Annotated in this window: 14 protein-coding genes; 4 read left to right on the top strand and 10 right to left on the bottom strand. The window is 63.2% G+C overall.

Features of this window, described 5'->3' with window-relative positions:
• The first annotated feature begins 145 nt into the window (after positions 1-145).
• From N825_RS11390 to N825_RS11385, 3 genes are read left to right on the top strand one after another with little or no spacing between them, the layout of a single operon-like run.
• Complete coding sequence (locus N825_RS11390) at positions 146-481, top strand: hypothetical protein (RefSeq protein ID WP_037451282.1); 336 nt, start codon at positions 146-148, stop codon at positions 479-481.
• Positions 481-624, top strand: a complete 144-nt coding sequence (locus N825_RS38835) for a hypothetical protein (RefSeq protein WP_198038293.1) — start codon at positions 481-483, stop codon at positions 622-624. Before N825_RS11390 ends, N825_RS38835 begins: the two co-directional genes overlap by 1 nt.
• Positions 621-1,988 carry a tail fiber domain-containing protein gene (locus tag N825_RS11385; protein WP_037451279.1) on the top strand — a complete coding sequence of 456 codons (1,368 nt, stop codon included), beginning with the start codon at positions 621-623 and terminating at the stop codon, positions 1,986-1,988. Before N825_RS38835 ends, N825_RS11385 begins: the two co-directional genes overlap by 4 nt.
• A gap of 63 nt (positions 1,989-2,051) precedes the next feature.
• Here the strand turns inward: N825_RS11385 and N825_RS11380 are convergent, their stop codons facing one another.
• From N825_RS11380 to N825_RS36425, 10 genes are all read right to left on the bottom strand, one after another.
• Positions 2,052-2,909, bottom strand: a complete 858-nt coding sequence (locus tag N825_RS11380) for an HAD family hydrolase (RefSeq protein WP_063833744.1) — start codon at positions 2,907-2,909, stop codon at positions 2,052-2,054.
• A gap of 2 nt (positions 2,910-2,911) precedes the next feature.
• Positions 2,912-4,984 carry a uridine kinase gene (locus N825_RS11375; RefSeq protein ID WP_157619118.1) on the bottom strand — a complete coding sequence of 691 codons (2,073 nt, stop codon included), beginning with the start codon at positions 4,982-4,984 and terminating at the stop codon, positions 2,912-2,914.
• Positions 4,981-5,568 (bottom strand): phosphatidylinositol-specific phospholipase C/glycerophosphodiester phosphodiesterase family protein, encoded by a 588-nt coding sequence (locus N825_RS11370; RefSeq protein ID WP_037451693.1) that lies wholly within the window; start codon positions 5,566-5,568, stop codon positions 4,981-4,983. Before N825_RS11370 ends, N825_RS11375 begins: the two co-directional genes overlap by 4 nt.
• A 29-nt stretch (positions 5,569-5,597) precedes the next feature.
• The gene (locus N825_RS11365; RefSeq protein WP_037451278.1) at positions 5,598-6,305 is read right to left on the bottom strand and encodes a glycosyltransferase family 2 protein; all 708 of its coding nucleotides are present in this window, start codon (positions 6,303-6,305) and stop codon (positions 5,598-5,600) included.
• Positions 6,306-6,314: 9 nt separating this feature from the next.
• The gene (locus tag N825_RS11360) at positions 6,315-6,725 is read right to left on the bottom strand and encodes a GtrA family protein (RefSeq protein WP_084164676.1); all 411 of its coding nucleotides are present in this window, start codon (positions 6,723-6,725) and stop codon (positions 6,315-6,317) included.
• Positions 6,713-8,374: an NTP transferase domain-containing protein gene (locus tag N825_RS11355; RefSeq protein WP_037451272.1), complete on the bottom strand. Its 1,662-nt coding sequence runs from the start codon at positions 8,372-8,374 to the stop codon at positions 6,713-6,715. Before N825_RS11355 ends, N825_RS11360 begins: the two co-directional genes overlap by 13 nt.
• Before the next feature lie 23 nt (positions 8,375-8,397).
• Positions 8,398-9,444 (bottom strand): class II aldolase/adducin family protein, encoded by a 1,047-nt coding sequence (locus N825_RS11350; protein WP_198038292.1) that lies wholly within the window; start codon positions 9,442-9,444, stop codon positions 8,398-8,400.
• Between the two features lie 218 nt (positions 9,445-9,662).
• A complete protein-coding gene (gene gmd / locus N825_RS11345) occupies positions 9,663-10,703 on the bottom strand; it encodes a GDP-mannose 4,6-dehydratase (RefSeq protein WP_037451269.1) in 1,041 nt (346 codons plus the stop codon).
• Positions 10,704-10,715: 12 nt separating this feature from the next.
• Positions 10,716-12,173 carry a mannose-1-phosphate guanylyltransferase/mannose-6-phosphate isomerase gene (locus N825_RS11340; protein ID WP_037451266.1) on the bottom strand — a complete coding sequence of 486 codons (1,458 nt, stop codon included), beginning with the start codon at positions 12,171-12,173 and terminating at the stop codon, positions 10,716-10,718.
• Between the two features lie 42 nt (positions 12,174-12,215).
• Positions 12,216-14,036, bottom strand: coding sequence for a glycosyltransferase family 4 protein (locus N825_RS36425; RefSeq protein ID WP_198038291.1), 1,821 nt, complete (start codon positions 14,034-14,036; stop codon positions 12,216-12,218).
• Positions 14,037-14,734: 698 nt separating this feature from the next.
• Here N825_RS36425 and N825_RS11330 point away from each other — a divergent pair.
• Positions 14,735-17,287, top strand: coding sequence for a glycosyltransferase (locus tag N825_RS11330; RefSeq protein WP_198038290.1), 2,553 nt, complete (start codon positions 14,735-14,737; stop codon positions 17,285-17,287).
• The last annotated feature ends 13 nt before the right edge of the window (positions 17,288-17,300 follow it).

Below are 17,300 nucleotides of genomic sequence, written 5' to 3'. Positions count from 1 at the left end.
TAACCGGCTGTCGGCCTTGGTATTTATTCCTTGACATATGCAATTTTTCAGGCCTTCTATGGCCGTTCATAGGTTCATAGTCATAATTCCTATGAGCCCCGATGAGCCGTTCGTTGTAGTTCGCCAGCAGACGCGGAGCCAGAGCATGTCCACCTTGATGCCCTATGATGACAACCTCAACCCCATCCCGGTGCTCCGGTTGAAACCGGGCGGAGCCCACCAGATCCTCGCCGGATCGACCAGCACGCGCAACGCGATCCCGTTCGCCCCACAAACACGGGTCATCGGGATCTTCGCGACTGGACCGCTTTTCATCGCCAGCGGCGATGCGGAAGTGACCGCGAGCACGGCTGATCACTACTTCCCCGAAAACACCTATTACGATATCGCGCTGGGTGACGGTCTCCGGCCCTGCCACTCCCATCTGGCCGTCTTGGCGGCCACCGGGTCTTGCACCGTCCATATCTCGGAGAAGGAATGATGCTGGTCCGTCTTGGCCAAGGCCTCGCGGCCCTGCGCCGTGCGAGGCTGTCCACCTTGCCGGCGGCGCTGATCGATGAACGGGGAGAATACTTGCTGGCCGCCCAGGATGGGCGTCCGCTGAGCCTGGAGTGGGTACCATGAGCACCGTGAGGATATCCCAATTGCCCGCCGCCGCCGCGCTCGCCGGCGACGAGCTCCTGCCGGTCGTCCAGGCCGGTCAGACCGTCGGAGCCAGCGTCGCGCAGATCAGGACGGGCCTGCTGAGTTCCAGCCATGACGGCGGCGGCGGTACCGTCCATGCCATGGCGTTGGCCGACGGAGCGGCCGGATTCATGTCCGGTTCCGACAAGGCGAAACTCGACGGCGTTCAGGTGTCGGCCACGGCGAACAGCTCCGACACGCAACTCCGCGACCGCGCCACCCATACCGGGACCCAGCCGCACACCAGTGTCAGCGGGCTGGGCACCATGGCGACGCAGATGGCGTCATCCGTCGCCATTTCGGGTGGCACGGCGACATTCTCGACGCTGACGACCACCGGAACGATGACGACGGGGGGGCAACTGACCGTCGCGGCGAACGCGCCGTACGATTACGCCGGATACCTTCAGAATACCTCCGCCTTGGGTATATCCGGATTCGGCATGAGGAACGCCGCCGGTGGCGTGGCCGGCGGGATGGCATATTATGAAGCTGGCGACCTGCTGCTGCTGAGTATCGCCACGGCCTCCGGCGCCGCGCGCCTTCAGTCATCCGGCGGAGCCTTCGACGTGATGGCTTCCGGCGCACTGGCCCCGGCAGCCGATAATCAGCATTCCATCGGTACTTCCCTGCGCCGTGTCTCACAGGTTTTCGCGGGCACGGGGACGATCAACACCTCCGACGAGCGCGAGAAGGAAGACATAAGGCTGATTGACGCCCCTCTCGCGGAGGCTCTGCTGCGGGCGTTCGATCCCGTGACGTTCCAGTGGCGCGATGTCGACCACGCGGCGGTCGTCGAGACCCGGCGCGCCAAACGCCAGAAGACGACGCCCCGGGAGGTCGAGATCGCCGAAACGGTCCGGGCGGAGGACGGTCGTTTCATCCGCGTCCGCCGCACCGTCGTCGAGCGGTGTCCGGCGTTCGAGGCTCACCCCGTCCATGGCGAGGATGGCGCCGCGCTGCTTGGGGATGATGGTGAACCAGTCCTCCACTTCGAGCCCGTCATGGAGGAGGTCGAGGAGCAAATCGTCGCGCGGCCCGCCTACCACAAAGCGAACGTGCGCACGCATTGGGGCTTTGTCGCCCAGCAGGTCGAACGGGGCTTGTGCGGCGCGCTTGGCTTGGATCCTGATGATCCGGCGCAGCGTGATCAGGCGCGCCTTCGCTTCGCCGGGTTGGTCTACGATCAGGACAGTGATCGCTTCGGACTGCGGGAGGGACAGTTCATTTCAATTCTCTGGGCATCCATGCGCGATCTGCTCGACCGGGTCGAAGCGCTGGAGGCGGCCCGGCTCCCGGCCTGACCCGATCGGCCATCCCGGTGCGAACGGCATTGGGATGGCTCGGCCGCGGTTTCGGACATGCGGTCAGCGGAGGAGCTTTTCCAAGCTGGCCGGTACCGATTCGACGGCGGCCCGCAAGGCCGGCAGACCGAGCGGCCAGCTCTTTTCGACCCTTGCCGACGGGGTGCCGTTCAAGTCCGACAGCCCCTTGAGCAAAACCTGAAGTTCCTTGTAGTCTTCGAACACGATATCCGGTCCCAGGTCGCCGTCGAGGATCCTCACGCCTTCGTGCTTTTTCTGAAAGGTGATCGCGCCAACCACATCGCGCGCGCCCTGGATGTCGCAGACCGGATCGTCGCCGATCATCCAGATCGATCCAGTGATCGGACCGAGTTTCTCCAAAGCTAGCTTGAACGGTTCTTCCTTCGGCTTGTCGACGCCCGCCTCCTCGGAGGTGACGACATGATCGAAATATTGGTCCAGGCCAAAATAGACGATCTTGCGGAACTGGATCTGCACGGTGAGATCGGTGATGATAGCCGTCGAGGTGCCGGCGATCCGCAGATCGTCCAGAAAATCCTTCACATTGTCGAACAGGGTGGCGTGGCTCAGGAACACCCTCCAATACGTCTGCTCCAGGTCAAGGGCCATCAAAACCTGCGTGCGCAGTCCAATCAATTCCAGCATGCGCTGAAAGTACAGCAACCGGCTGTGCGAACTGGCCGTTTTGCCAAGCCGTGTCTTGACTTGGTGGCGAGCTTCCCGAAACGTATCGTCGAACTGCTGGGCGGAGATCCCCAGAACCCGCGCCGCCTTCGAACGGGTCGCGTCCATCGCCGCGACATGTGCCGGTTCATAGGGATACAGTGTGTTGTCGGTGTCGAACAGGACCGCGGACGGCAAGTCCGTCAGGGGCCGCGGACGACGGATCTGGATCGCCATTTCTATCTTCTCCTGAGGGCGTCGACAGCCCCTGTAATGACGAAAAGCTGCATGATGCCGAGATTGCCTCCCTGCCACCGGGGGGCGAAGTCGAGGAGCTCATCCATCTGAGGCACCAGTTCGCGCACCGCCATGGCGATATCCTCGGCGTCCACTTCGCCTTCGACCGTGACCTCGGTCGCGTTGGTCGCCTCATTGACGAGCACATCGACATGCATGCCGCATAGCGCGATCAGGATTCGGACCACGTTTTCGTAATGCATGCCTGGCCGTAGCGCGACCTTCAGCTTGAGCGGCAGTTTTTCGTTGAATGGAACGAACCCATCATCCGTGATGGGATGGAGCGGTTGCAGACTGAAGACGATGTCCGCCCGTTCCGCCTGGGGGTGGATGTAACGCCGACAGTCGGGATACCGCGATTCTATCGACCGCACGACCTTCTCGACCGGCTGGCCACGTCTCGTCGTGTCCCGCTGGATCTTCAGATGGCGGCGCAGCATCTCGTCCATGTCGAGGAAGATCTTCAGGTTGTAACACTCGCAGATCTCCGGTGAATACAGCGCGTGAAGCCCGCTCGCGATCACGACATCGCTGCCCGGCACGAGTCGCGGCTTGGTCATCCGGCCAGTCGCGTGATCATAGTGCCGGCTGCGGATCGCGCGGCCATTGGCGAGATCGCGAACGTCGCGATTGAACTGGGAGAGGTTGTTCGCTCGCGGGTTCAGGTGGGTCATGACCTGCCACAGCGGCTTATGGCGGTCCCAAAGATGATAGTCGTCACCCGAGACGTGGGCGACGGAGCGCTGGCCGAACAGCCCGATCATGACCTCGGCCAGAGTGTCCTTTCCCGAACCGCTGTCGCCAGCGATGCCGATCAGCAGTGGTCTGCGGCTCAACCGGAAGTAATCATTGCGTAGCACCCCTTCGCGCACGAGCTGGATGCTCAGGATCAAACCGGTCGCCACCAACAGGCTCAAGACCAGGGGGATGGCGCGTTGCGGCAGGACAACCAGACTCGCCAACGGCTGTCCAAGATCGAAATCCGTCAGGATCAAACGCGCGCCCGTCGATGTCATCAGATGGAAACCGACGAACATGGCGCTGAAGGCGGCGACCAGGGCGATTCCGCTTGGGCCGGAGCGCAATTGGTACAGGACCAGGAAGGGCAGGGCCCACATGAACCATCCTGGTGAGGCGGGTGTCAGCACCAGGATCAGCACGAAGCCGATGCCGAGCAGCGCGGTCAGCAGTTCGAAGCTGATGCGCTTCACCCGCCACGTCGCGTACAGGATGAGCAGGTACGCGACCGGGACGACATAGACCTCCAATCCCTGGCCGAAGCTGACCGCGAGACTGTAAAGCTTGGCGGCCTCCGGCGTCCCGAAGACCATCTCGACGGCCGCCGGCGACAGCAGCTGCGGTGCCTGGAGCAGGGTGATGATGACCAGGAAGGCGGCCCAGTAACGCGGAGCCAATGGCCGCAGGCGCTTGTCCGAAATCAGGTAGATCGCGAAAAAAGGCACCCCGATGGCCATGCTGAGCTTGGCGGACACCGCGAGGGCGAGCAGGGCGCCGGCCAGCACCATGCGGCGGGCGGCGAGTATGATCAGCCCGTTGAGCAGCAGTAGCACCGGCACCACGTCGAGCTGCCCGTGCCAATAGCAGATGTACGGGACAAGCGGTGATAGCCAGTAAAGCCCGACGCAAGCGCGGCGGCGGCCCGGCGCCAGACGCAGGATCGTCCGCAGCATCGCCAAGTCGAGCGCCAGGACCGTCAGCGCGAGACCGAGGCGCGCGGCTCCCAGTCCCGGTGCGAGGTGGTCGATAGCGGTTCCGAGCAGCACGCCCGGCGCCAGGATGGCCAGCATGACCGGGCCATAGGGAAAGGCCATCGGGGTGCCGCCCACGGCGAGATGGGCGGCCCAGGGGTCGATGAAACCGCCCGCTCCCAGATTTTGCAGGAACGGTATGAACCAGACCTCATGGGACAACGGGGTGGCGACCAGGATCAACGCGACCCTCAGGCTTAGCCCGGTCAGGAACAGCGGATCGCGAAGAACCGCTCGTTGGATCACGACCACAGCTCCGGAAGTTTGGTGCAGACCGCATCCGCGACGATACCCCGGGCGGCCAAGAGCGCGCGCATCTCCGGGATTTCGACGGCGCCATCGCGCCCCTGTAATTCCGGGGACACGAGGCACAGCTTGAAGCCGGCCGCCTTGAGGCGCCTGGCGTCTTGTTGATCGAGAGGAAAACGGGTGAAGCAGTCAACCCACACCCAGCCGATCTTTCCGGCCAGACTGAGCGCCGTCTCGATCGACTCGAATTCGGAGACCCTGACGGCGCATCGGCTCTCGCCCCGTCGCGCGGTACGCACCAGGAATGGAAACGACTGGTCCAGGAAAAAATAGTCTTCGATGCCGTGATAGGCCATCAAGGTGATCAGGCGTTCCTCCAGACCTTCTTCCTTGACGTTGAGGATGAGTGTCCCATGCGAATAAGAAGATATCCAATCTTCGAAATTCTCACCATCGGTGTAGGGGTCGTGATGGATGACAAGACGGTCGCCATGACTGCGGATATCCACTTCGATACCCATGGTGGTTGGAGTTTTCAGAAGTTGTTCCAACGTATTGCGACGATGCATAATAATTTTCATAGTCATTTCTTTGTAGTAATGAATGATCGCTATCGCGCGGCAAGTCGCTGGCGAAGCTCGAGGCTGAACGTGACGGTTCGCCGGATGAACTTCGCCTTGGCTTTCCAACTGACGTTCCAGTGGGAGACGCCGTTGGCGCGCTCGCCGAACCGCACCGGAAATCGCTCGACGGCGAGACCCGCGTGCCGCGCCTGATGGTAGGCATAGAGGTCGAGCGAAAAATCAGACGGCGGATCGCGCCATCGCTCGAAGAATTCTCGCGGGAACAAGGTGGGCTGCGCGTTGATGTCCCAGAGCCTCGTTCCCAGAAGCGCCGTCTCGAACACCGACATACCCACGGTGAACGCGACATCCGCCAGGGGGCGGCCGTGCCTCCGGCCCTTGACGAACAACCGGCCGGGATTCGCGGCCCGGTCGAAGAGCGCCAGCCCGGTCAACGCATCCATGGGGTCGGTCTGCATGTCCGCGTGGGTCCAGCCCAGTATCCGTCCCTCCGCCGCGCGCAGACCAGCCAGTATGCCGAAACCGTAGCCCTGGTTGACGGGAACCCGGACCGAGCGGACTCCGGGGAACCGCGCCGACGAATCCGCGAGCAGCGCCGGGGTGTCGTCGGATGATCCGTTGTCGACCAGCACGACCTCGGCGTCGCCGCCAGCGGTCACCGTGGCGCACCGCGGCAGTAGCAGCGGCAGGTTGCGTGCTTCATTGTAGCAGGGGATGATGAGCGACAACTTCATGGCTGAACCCTAGCCGCGCGAGAAATTGGGATGGAAAACGACGAATTTCATCCCTACGAAGTTGAGGGCGGCCGATAGGCCCGTCGCGATCACGAACGCGATAGCAACGGCGATTGTCGGCGGTCGGCCGACGCCGGCGATCGTCAGGATCGCTTCGTTGGCCGCCACGTTGATACCGAGCGTCCCGCCATAGAGGGCGAGGAACAGGGGTATCCGCGCCGCCTTGCCCGCGCCCGCGCCGAATGTCCAAATGCGGTTGGCGATGTAGGCGAATACCGAACCGCCCAGGAAGCCCAGCGCCTTGGCATGCGCGGTTGGCGCATCGAACCGCGACAGGAGCGAGTAGATGATGAAGTCGATGCCCACGGTGGTCAGGCCGACCACCAGGAAGCGGCCCAACTCGCCGTTCAGCTTACGCATGGAACCACTCCGGGACGCACTGGCGCCTGGGCGGCGAACCGCCGATCCAGGGCATCGACGGCCGATGCGGGCACCCGCCCGTCATGCTCCAGCCGGTAAGGGTGGGACGGCCATTTATGGAAGCAGGATTGCCAGTATTCGAAGCTGCGCAGTTCGTCGGGTGTGCCCCAGCACAGATAGGCGTCGACTTCGAACAGGACGCAGCGCAGCCCCAGGGCGATGGCGTCGTTGACACAGGCGTCGACGTAGAATTCGCCGTTGACCCGCCCGTCACGCGCGATCATGCGTTCCGCTGCGGCGGTGAAGTCCCGCGCGCGCTTGAAGGTGAAGGTGCCGATGATGACCGGGTCGCGCGCGGTGTCGGCCAGGGGCCGCTTGACCGAAACACCGCTTATTCCGCCGTCCCGCACGTCGATCCAGCCATACATGGCCGGATTGCGCGCGGCGTTGGCATGTCCCCGGTAACCCCACACGATCAAGTCGACGGCGGGGTCGGCCATCTGGCGCTCGAACTCCTCGGCGTCGAACACCACCCCATTGTCGCAGGCCCCGATCGTCAGGGGAGCGTCGGGATCGACCCCGTCCAGACCCAGCAAACAGGTGCGGGCCTGTCCGTCCGTCTCGCCTTCCAGTTCGATCATCCGGCTGCCGGGAATGGCCCGGTCCAGCGCCGCCGTGATGCGGTCCAGGCTGGGCAGGGTTCGCCGCAGCACGAACACGGTCTGGTCGGCCGACGGCAGATCGCGCGTCGCCTGCACCGCCATCGGCACTCCGGACACCGGGATCAGCGGCTTGGGTTCGGCATAGCCTTTCCGGGCGAAGCGCGAGCCCAGTCCAGCCATTGGAACCAGGATTGCGCCGGTTTGGCGGGCCGTGGGTCGCGGACCGTTCAACCGGCGGAACAGCCGTGACCAGGCATTGTAATCCGCCAAGTCGTGAGGCGTGCCCCACTGCATGAAATGCTGGAGCGGATACACGGCGATACGGCGCCGATCGGCAAGCATGGGTTTATAGACCAGACTGACATAGTATTCGCCCCCCAGATCGATGCCCTGGTTCACCGTCTCCCGACAGTAATGCAACGCCATTCCGCCGGTCTTGAAGTAATAGGTCCCGCTGGACGCGTACTCAGACCCTGGATCGTCCGTATAGGGTTTCTTCTCCTGGATATCGAACACCCACCCTCCGTCTTCGCGGACATAGGCGTAATTGGTCGATCCCAGCATATGCGGGTGAAAACCGGTATACGCCGGGATCGCACCGTCGCATTCCGTCTCATCGACGAAGCGGGTGAAGTCCTCGAAGTCCCAGTAGCAGGTGAAGTCGCAGTAATTGATGACGGTCGGCGCGGCGGGATCGATCGCGTCCGCGGCCTGGAGCACGGCGTTGACCGGACCGAGCTTGTGCGAGGCGATGCCGACGATGCGCCCGCGGGAGGTCAGCCCTTCCAGGATCTCACGCATCCTGAAGGCTGGTTCGGCGAGATGATCATTGTTGCAGATGAAGATGAAGTCGTTGTCGCCGGGGAAAAGATCGACGACATGGGCGATGATCGGTTTGCCCTCGACCTCGATCAACGGCTTCGGTACGTCATAGCCGGCTCGCCGGAACCGTTCGCCAAAGCCGGACATCGCAATCACGATCTGCATATCTTATTCCCAGTTGAGCGCGATTATCGATTGATCAGTTGTCTGAACTTCTCCGCGTCCCAGCCCAGCAGTTCATGCTCATCCTCCCGCCGCAGGTATCGGATCGGCGCGCTTGAAGCCATGCGTGAAGCCACCAGGCCAAGGCAGACCGCCATGGCTTGGCCCGAGGGCGGCAGGTCCGACCGCAGGAGGATCCCAAGTGCGGGCAGGGCCACGATCGGGGGTGCCGCCGCGGCACGGTCGGCGAGCCACGCGACGGGGTCGGCGTCGGCGGGCGCCGAAGGCACGCCGGAACCCAGGAAGACGACATGGTCCGGATAGAGCACGCCTCCCCTGGCGATCTCCAGCGCTTCCGGATCCAGTCCGACGGCGTGGGCAACCTCGTCCGCGGCCGGTCTCCAGGGTGTGCCGGCCGCGATGGCCTCCAGCGCCGCCCAAGGCACCGGCGCCATCCGGCGTGGGATCACCGCGAGGCGGCGCTCGACTTCAGCCAGCAGGTTCTCAGCCTGATCCGTGTCGTCACCGCCGATCACCATGCCGTGGTTTCCCAGCACGATGACGTCGGGCTCGGCGCCCGGCTTTTCGTGAACGGCGCGGTCGACCGCGCGGGTCAGGGGCAGGCCGGGGCGGGCATAGGGGGCGAACGCCCAGCGCAACCCTTCCAACCGCTCAGCCAGCCGATCCGGCGCGTCGGTTCGGACAGCCCACGCGACGGCGTTGACGGAATGGACATGCAGAACCACGCGGTGCGGCAAAAGGGCATGCAGCGATGTTTCGATGGAGGGGCGGCGAGCATCCGTCGGGGCGAGGCGTTCGGGGCCGACCGGGTCGTCGTCTCCGGCCGCGATGCGGCGCCGGATGCCGCGCAGATCGGTTGGAATGAAGATATCCGCGTCCCCAGCTTGAGCCAGCCAGAAGCCGGACGCCTTGACCCACAGAACCCCGTCATCCTTGATCGACGTGTTGCCACCGGCTCCCTGGACCAACTCGGGATCGCGGCCAATCCGGGCGGATAGGATCTCGAGATCCCGAAGCGCCCTGGGGATGGTGATGTGAGCTCGACTCATCATGTATTTCTTTGCGGCTATCCACTACCGGCGGAGCACCCGCTCCATGGTCGAAAATAACTATTGGTACTACTACATTTGGATAGGTCAGGCAATGCCGGTCCGACGATCCAAACCATCCTCCGACACGCTCAGGCGCGTGGAATTCAAAGGTGGAGCCGGCCGCGATCCCGGATCCCCGCCGGACTTCCAATCCGACAGGGATCGGTGTGGAATGGCCCTCAGACGAGCACCCTGCCGCGGGAGACCCGGTCATGGTCGGCCTTGGCCATCATGTCGACCAAGCCATCCAGGTTGACGCGGCGACGCCAGCCCAACTCGCGTTCCGCCTTGGCCGGGCTGCCGATCAGCAGGTCGACCTCGGCCGGACGGTAGAAATCCGGATTGACCCGCACGCGCACCTCGCCGGTCTTGCGGTCGATGCCCAGGGTTCTCTCGGCTTCGCCTTCCCAGACCAGATCCATGCCCAGGGCGGCGCCGGCGCGGGTGGCGAAGTCGCGGATGGTGTAGGTCTCCCCAGTCGCCAGAACGTAGTCGTCGACCATGTCCCGCTGCAGCATCAGCCACATGCCCTGGACGTAATCCCCGGCGAAACCCCAGTCGCGCTTGGCCTCGAGATTGCCGAGTTCGACCAGCTCCTGCTCGCCATGTGCGATGCGGGCGAAAGCCAGGGTGATCTTGCGCGTGACGAATTCCGTGCCGCGCAACGGGCTCTCATGATTGAAAAGGATGCCCGAACAGGCTTTCATATCATAGGATTCGCGGTAGTTCGCCGTGATCCAGTGACCATAGAGCTTGGCCACGCCATAGGGGCTGCGCGGGTGGAAAGGAGTGGTCTCGTCCTGTGGCACGGCCCTGACCTTGCCGAACATCTCTGATGTCGACGCTTGGTAGAAGCGTGTCGCCTTCTCCATGCCAAGAGCCCGCACGCTTTCCAGGATGCGGGTCACGGCGATCCCGTCGACTTCGGCGGTATAGATCGGCTGGTCGAAGGATGTCGCGACAAAGCTTTGGGCGGCCAGATTGTAGATCTCGTCGGGCCGGACCTTCTCCAGCACCCGCATGATGTTGGTCAGTTCGAACAGATCGAAGGGAACCAGCTGGACATCCCGCGCGATGCCCAACTCCTCCAGCCGGCCTAGATTGATGGTCGATGTCCGGCGCACAGCGCCGTAAACCTTGTAATCCTTCGATAGCAGGAACTGGGCGAGATAAGCTCCGTCCTGACCGGTGATTCCAGTGATGAGCGCTGTTTTGGTCATGATGATTCCGAACTATGCTTGTTGTTGAAAATTCATGATCCGGCCGTATCCATCCTCCAGCCGGACGATGTCGTCCTCGCCCAGATAGCCGCCCGATTGCACCTCGATCAGATGCACCGGCACTTTCCCCGGATTCTCCAGGCGATGGATCTCGCCGACCGGAATGAAGGTCGACTGGTTCTCGTGCAGCAGGAACTTCCGCTCGCCGCAGGTCACGAGCGCCGTGCCTTCGACGACGATCCAGTGCTCGGCTCGATGATGATGCATCTGAAGGGAGAGGCGTTCGCCCGGCTTGACGACGATCCGTTTGACTTGGAACCGGTCACCGCGGTCGACGCCGCGATAGGATCCCCAAGGCCGATGGACGGTCGTGTGCAGAGCGTGGATGTCGCGGCTTTCCGCCTTGAGCCGTTCCACCACCAGTTTCACGTCCTGCGTCCGATGGCGGTCGACCACCAGGACCGCGTCGTCGGTCGCGATCACCACGATGTCGTCCACACCCGCGACGGCGACCAGACGGTCATCGGACCGGACGTAGACATTATGCGCGTCCTGCAGGACGACATCGCCCTGCGCCACATTGCCATCGGCGTCCTTCTCGCCGATGTCCCACAGGGCAGACCAGGCGCCGACGTCGTTCCAGCCCATGTCGACCGGCACGATCACCGCGTGCGCGGTTGTTTCCATCACCGCGTAATCGATCGAGTCGGAAGGCGAAGCGGAGAACGCGGCGGTCGGCAGGCGGCAGAAGGTCAGGTCCCTCTCGGCACCGGCCAGCGCCTTGCGGCATGCCGAGACAATGGCGGGCCGCGACCGTTCCAGCTCATCCAGGTAGGCCGAGGCCCTGAACAGGAAGATACCGCTGTTCCAAAAGTAGGAACCGTCCGCGACGTAGGCGTCGGCGGTCGCCTGATCGGGTTTCTCGACGAACCGTTCGACACGGTGGACGCCAGCGGAGAGGGGATCTCCGGCCGACATCTTGATATATCCGAAACCGGTTTCCGCTTGGGCCGGAGCGACGCCGAAGGTCACCAGCGCTCCCGCCGCCGCGGCGCTGGCCGCCTTGGCGACCGCCGTCAGGAAACTGTCCGGCCGGGCGATGACATGATCGGACGGCATGATCAGCATCAGCCCGTCGCCGCCCGCGTCCACCAGCTTGAGCGCCGCGACGCAGGCGGCCGGCGCGGTGTTGCGACCAACCGGTTCGAGGATGATTTCGGACGGGGAGCATGCCTTGGCGCGGAGTTGTTCGGCCACGATGAAGCGATGCTCCTCGTTGCAGATGACCAGGGGCGGCGCGAAGCGCTGTCCCGCGACCCGCGATACCGTCTCCTGGATCATCGTCAGTTCGCCGGCCAAGGGCAGGAACTGTTTCGGGTAAAGCGCCCTGGACATAGGCCATAGCCGGCTTCCCGAGCCTCCCGACAGGATGACCGGGGTGATTGGGTCCACGGCGTCAGCGCGCGACATGTAACATCCTTTCCTTTATCCCTCTGCCCATTCGATTGCCCCTCATGTCACCCGCTCCTTGAGCGCCGCGGCGTACGCGGCGCCGACGATCTCCGGTGAGTATGTCGCCAGGACCAGCGCCCGGCCTTGCTCCGCGAGGCGCCCGCTCAATCGCTGGTCCGAGATCAGGCGCCGCATCCACCAGGCGGCGTGCCCGGCATCCGGCTCCGCCCAGGACATGCCTTCCCCGAAGGGATACTCATCCTTGCCGACCCGGCAGGGGTGGTGATCGACGAGAGCCGCCGTTCCCGGCGTCGTGAAGTCCATGTTCCCGGAGTGTCCCGTCACGATGACAGGTTTGCCCAGCATCATCGCCTCGGCGATGTTCCGTCCGAACCCCTCCGAGCGGTGCAGCGACATGAGGCAGTCGCACGACCGGTACAGGTCGAGCAGTTCGCCCCGGTCCAAGGTCCGGGAAATGATGGTGACGCGGGCGTCCGACCGGATTTCCTCCTCCAGCGCGCTCCAGCGCGCGGGCGCGTGGCTCGCCCGCATGGCCTTGACGATCAGGCCGACCGGTTCGTCCCCCCTTGGAAACGCTTGCTTGAAGGCGCGTACGCACGCGAGGGGGTTCTTGCGCGTGTGGTGGGACAGCGCGTCGAAGGAGAACACGAAGAGGAAGCGGTCCTCGCCCAGCCCGAAGTCGCGCCGGCCCAACCCGGCGGTCTCATCGACCGAGACGGCCATCGGCATGTGGCGGACGGGCTTCGGGCAGCTCTTGACGAAGGCGTCGTAGGTGTAGCGGCTCGATGCCCAGACCTCATCGATCAGATCGTAGGCGTGACGCCAGTCGTCCGGCCATTCCGGCAGTTCCCATGGCCAGTATCCGATGGTTCGCCGCCCGTCGAACAAAGCCGATCCCCGCCGCGCCGCCTGTTGGGCCATCTCCATGCCGGTCGAGCAGAACAGGTTGGTCGCGTATGGCAGATCGGCGGTGATCAGAGCGTCGGCGCTTCGGTCACCTTGGCAAACCTCGGGTCCCGGATCGATGTTGTGGATGGCGCACGGCACGCCCGCCGCCCGCATCGCCCGCGCCGCCATGCGGACATCCTCGCCGATACCGAACTGGCCACGCGCGTAGCCTATCAGGTTGACGCCGAATTCGAGGTTTCGGCGAATCTTAGGCGCGGGCATGGGCGTCTCCGTCGGGGAAGTGCCGGCCAGCAGTCGGAGCGGCCCTATACCCGGATGAATCCCCTCATCCAACGGAGTCGCCAAGGCCGCCGCTTCCCGATCATGGGCGCGAGCGACGCCCAGTTCTCCAAGCACGGCCTTGACCCATCCGCGCAAGGGAGCGCCCATGCGCCGCGAGGACCGCCCGCCCCCCAGGGAGCGGGCTGCCCGAACCAACTCCAGGATCGGCGGCGACTCGGCTGGGAGCATCAAGGCACGCGCCACGGCGGCGTCGATGAAGCCGAGGAGTTTCATCTCCGCGACGCCGTTGGTGAAGAACCAAGCCAGGAACGAGGCCCGCCCGGCCGGCGTGCCGATCGGAAAAACGCCTTGGATGTCCGGTCGGCGCGTCCAGGTTTCCACCATGAGCCGGGTGATCGGCATCACGGTGTCATTCGGCACCTCGGGATGGGGCTCGTTCAGGAGCCGCTTCTGCTCGTCGGTCACGAAGCGGGAGAAGCCGTGCTCCCCGACGCCTTGGAAAAAGTACCACCAGACGAAACTCCGCTGCCCTTCGGGCGTCGAGAGATCATAGGTTCGCCGGACATCCGGCCGCGCGGCCCAGAGCAATCGCATGAATCGGGTCAGTGGTGGCCGCACACCCTCGATCGCGTCCGTTGACCGCTCCACGAGGACGTCATTGGGAATCATCCAATCGAATTCGGCCAAGGCGCCATACTCGCGCGGCCCGGATAGGATCAGCCACCACTCATATCGTGAAGCGTCCCAATGACATGCCTCGCGGACATCTGGCCTGGTAAGCCAAATTGTTTTACGAATACTGTCGATCGTCAGTATCGAGGCATTATCGCGATAATGCAAATTAGCAGGAATTTCAAGATCGGCTTCAGGGCCCATAAAATTTTATCCAAAGAGATGTGCCGATGAGAGGTCTATTGAGATGTCTATCCAAGTATCAGGCAAATAAACGTGGAATATCTTGGATATATAGCCCTTAGTTTGAAAATGTAGCGGCCTGAGTATACTCAAAATCCTGAAAAATTCAGGCTGGCATTCAAGTCATATCATGGTATACATGGAATCTACTTTAGGTGCATGATTAAAGCTCTCCGATATGGTATATGCCCTAAGAACTAGCAAAATGATTGCTAACAACCCATTAACGAACTTACGGCGGGCGGATCAAATCACCACTAGCCTGTCACCGCGGCGATTTTGAAGATTCTTCATCAAAGATGACCGATCCACGGCGGCATCGGCATCGCCGCGGAGACTTGGTTCCCCAGGCGCCGCCTTGGCTTCAGGCCAGGGCCGGTTAATGCAATTTTTCCTTTTCATGTAATCACATCGGCCCCCACGCCTCCGGGTTTTCAGGATTCCAGCCGACGATGAACGCCATCAAACTCGCGACCATGGTCAAATCCTTGGAAAAGACCGCGACGGACCGCGAAACGCGAATCGCGGAGGCGACCGCCGGACTGTGCGAGCTGCAGTCGCTTCTGCCACCCCTGAACCAATCGCTCGCCGCCGTTCAAGCGGAGATCGCGCGAGGGGATGAGGAACTAGCCGGTCTCCGCCGCCAGCTGACGCGGAGGATGCGTCAGCGGCAGGTCGACCGGGCGGCCTTCACCACATCGCTGGCATGGCGGCTGACGCTCCCCCTCCGTATCCCTGGCCTGCTCGCGGCCAGCTTCAGGAAAAACCGGATGCGGGATCGCATCGCCTCCCTGGAAGCGCTGATAAGGTCGCGTGATGAGCGGATCGAGTCGCTCGACGCGCATATCTCGGCCCTGACCGACTCCGTCGCGGGGAGGGAGCGCCTCTTGACGATTCTCAAGGCACAGGTGTCACGGCAGCGTTTTGAGATTTCCGCCTTGGAGCGGGGCGTCGCCGAAGAGAGTCGCGTCCATGATGTAATGCTGCGGGAATTCACGAGCGCCAGATCCTGGAGACTGACGCGTCCGCTTCGGGCGGTCGGATCGATCGGATCGGGCTGGTGGAGACGTGTTTCCGGCTTCGTCCCCATGGGGCGCCCCGAGTCGAATGACGTAGGCCTCCCGCTTCCGCACAATGGCCAAACCACGGGTCAAACCACGGGCCTGACAGGCGACGCGGCCACTCCCGAAGGGCCGACGGTCATCAATGGCGGCGGTCCGGCGCGATCCTTCGAAGTCGCCTGGGAGGCGGTGTTCGACGATGAGGGAACGCGGCGGCACCGTGACTATCAAGTTTGGCTCGCCAAATACGGCGAACTGGGGGAGGCCGACCTTCGGCGGATCACGGAACATGCCGCAAGGCTGGAATACCAGCCGCTGATTTCGATCGTCATGCCGACCTATCGAAGCCGGCCGGAGTTCCTGAGGAATGCCATCGACTCGGTGTTCGCCCAGATCTATCCGCACTGGGAACTGTGCATCGCGGATGATGCGTCGGACGATCCCGAAATCCGGGCGATACTGGAGGAATATGGGCGACGGGACGATCGCGTCAGGATCGTCTTCCGTCCCACCAACGGCCATATCTCCGCCGCGAGCAACTCCGCGCTCGACCTCGCCACCGGGGAGTTCACGGCCCTGATGGACCATGACGATGTCATACCGGTCCATGCGATGTACATGGTCGCCGCCGAGTTGAACGCCCATCCCAACGCCGATATCGTTTATTCGGACGAGGACAAGATCGACAAGGCTGGCCGAAGACATGAGCCGCACTTCAAGCCCGACTGGAACTTCGAGCTGTTCTGCGCCATGAACACGATCAACCATCTGGGCGTCTACCGCACCGCCCTCCTGAAGGAGATCGGCGGGTTCCGCGAGGGCTATGAGGGCAGCCAGGATTTCGACCTCGCCTTGCGGGTCGTCGCCAGGACGACACCCGAGCGTATCCGGCACATCCCCTTCATCCTTTATCATTGGCGCGTCTTTCACACCTCCGGGTCCTATTCCACCGACTTCCTGACAGGGGCGGTGGAGTCGAGCCGCCGCGCGCTGGCCGATCATTTCCGAGGCATCGGGGAGACGGTCGAGATCACGACGGGTTACAGGCATTACAACCGGGTCGTCCGGCCGGTGCCCGATCCGGAACCTTTGGTTTCCCTGCTGATCCCGACACGGGACCGGGTCGATCTGCTGCGGGGCTGCGTCGATGGATTGCTCCACCGGACCGACTACGCCAACCTGGAGATCCTGATCCTCGACAACGAAAGCGCCGAACCGGAGGCGCACGATTATTTCAAATCCCTGGCGCCGGACAAGCGCGTCAGGATCATCCGCTACGCCGGTCCCTTCAATTTCTCAGCGATCAACAATTTTGGAGCGGGACACTCGCGCGGCGACATCCTGGGCTTCGTCAACAACGACATCGAGGTGATCGAGCGGGGTTGGCTGCGTGAGATGGTGTCGCACGCCGTCAGGCCGAATGTCGGGGCCGTGGGGGCCAAGCTGCTCTACGCCGATGGAACGGTGCAGCATGGCGGCATCATATTGGGCATCGGCGGTGTCGCCGGACATTCGCACAAGCGTTCTCGGGGCAAGGAAGCCGGATATTGCTGCCGCCTCCAAGTGCCGCAGTACCTGTCGGCGGTCACCGCCGCCTGTCTGCTGACGCGGCGCAGCTGTTTCGATCGGATCGGCGGTTTCGACGCCGAAAATCTAGCGGTGGCCTTCAATGACGTCGACCTGTGTCTGAAACTGCGGGAAGCCGGCCTTGACATCGTCTGGACTCCGTATGCCGAGCTGTTCCACCTGGAATCGGCTTCGCGCGGGAGTGACATGGCCCCGGAAAAGGCGGAACGGTTCGCCCGCGAGGTCGCGCACATGCGGTCACGCTGGGGGAACGTCCTGGATGACGATCCCTGCTACAACCCGAACCTGACCCTCTCGTCCGAGGATTTCGCTTTCAGCGCGCCGAACCGCGCGAGGAAACCATGGCTCGCACCCTGAAATCCGCCCACGC

This window comes from Skermanella stibiiresistens SB22 (genome assembly GCF_000576635.1).
Taxonomy (GTDB): Bacteria; Pseudomonadota; Alphaproteobacteria; order Azospirillales; family Azospirillaceae; genus Skermanella; species Skermanella stibiiresistens.
Note: the sequence above shows the minus strand (reverse complement) of the source record. Positions and strands in the feature narration are given on the sequence as shown.

Coding starts and splice junctions, on each gene's coding strand:
- N825_RS11380 (WP_063833744.1), bottom strand. CDS start 2,909: ATGGCGATCCAGATCCGTCGTCCGCGGCCCCTGACGGACTTGCCGTCC.
- N825_RS11390 (WP_037451282.1), top strand. CDS start 146: ATGTCCACCTTGATGCCCTATGATGACAACCTCAACCCCATCCCGGTG.
- gmd (WP_037451269.1), bottom strand. CDS start 10,703: ATGACCAAAACAGCGCTCATCACTGGAATCACCGGTCAGGACGGAGCT.
- N825_RS11370 (WP_037451693.1), bottom strand. CDS start 5,568: ATGAAAATTATTATGCATCGTCGCAATACGTTGGAACAACTTCTGAAA.
- N825_RS11355 (WP_037451272.1), bottom strand. CDS start 8,374: ATGCAGATCGTGATTGCGATGTCCGGCTTTGGCGAACGGTTCCGGCGA.
- N825_RS11360 (WP_084164676.1), bottom strand. CDS start 6,725: ATGCGTAAGCTGAACGGCGAGTTGGGCCGCTTCCTGGTGGTCGGCCTG.
- N825_RS11350 (WP_198038292.1), bottom strand. CDS start 9,444: ATGATGAGTCGAGCTCACATCACCATCCCCAGGGCGCTTCGGGATCTC.
- N825_RS36425 (WP_198038291.1), bottom strand. CDS start 14,036: ATGATTCCCAATGACGTCCTCGTGGAGCGGTCAACGGACGCGATCGAG.
- N825_RS11330 (WP_198038290.1), top strand. CDS start 14,735: ATGAACGCCATCAAACTCGCGACCATGGTCAAATCCTTGGAAAAGACC.
- N825_RS11340 (WP_037451266.1), bottom strand. CDS start 12,173: ATGTCGCGCGCTGACGCCGTGGACCCAATCACCCCGGTCATCCTGTCG.
- N825_RS38835 (WP_198038293.1), top strand. CDS start 481: ATGCTGGTCCGTCTTGGCCAAGGCCTCGCGGCCCTGCGCCGTGCGAGG.
- N825_RS11385 (WP_037451279.1), top strand. CDS start 621: ATGAGCACCGTGAGGATATCCCAATTGCCCGCCGCCGCCGCGCTCGCC.
- N825_RS11365 (WP_037451278.1), bottom strand. CDS start 6,305: ATGAAGTTGTCGCTCATCATCCCCTGCTACAATGAAGCACGCAACCTG.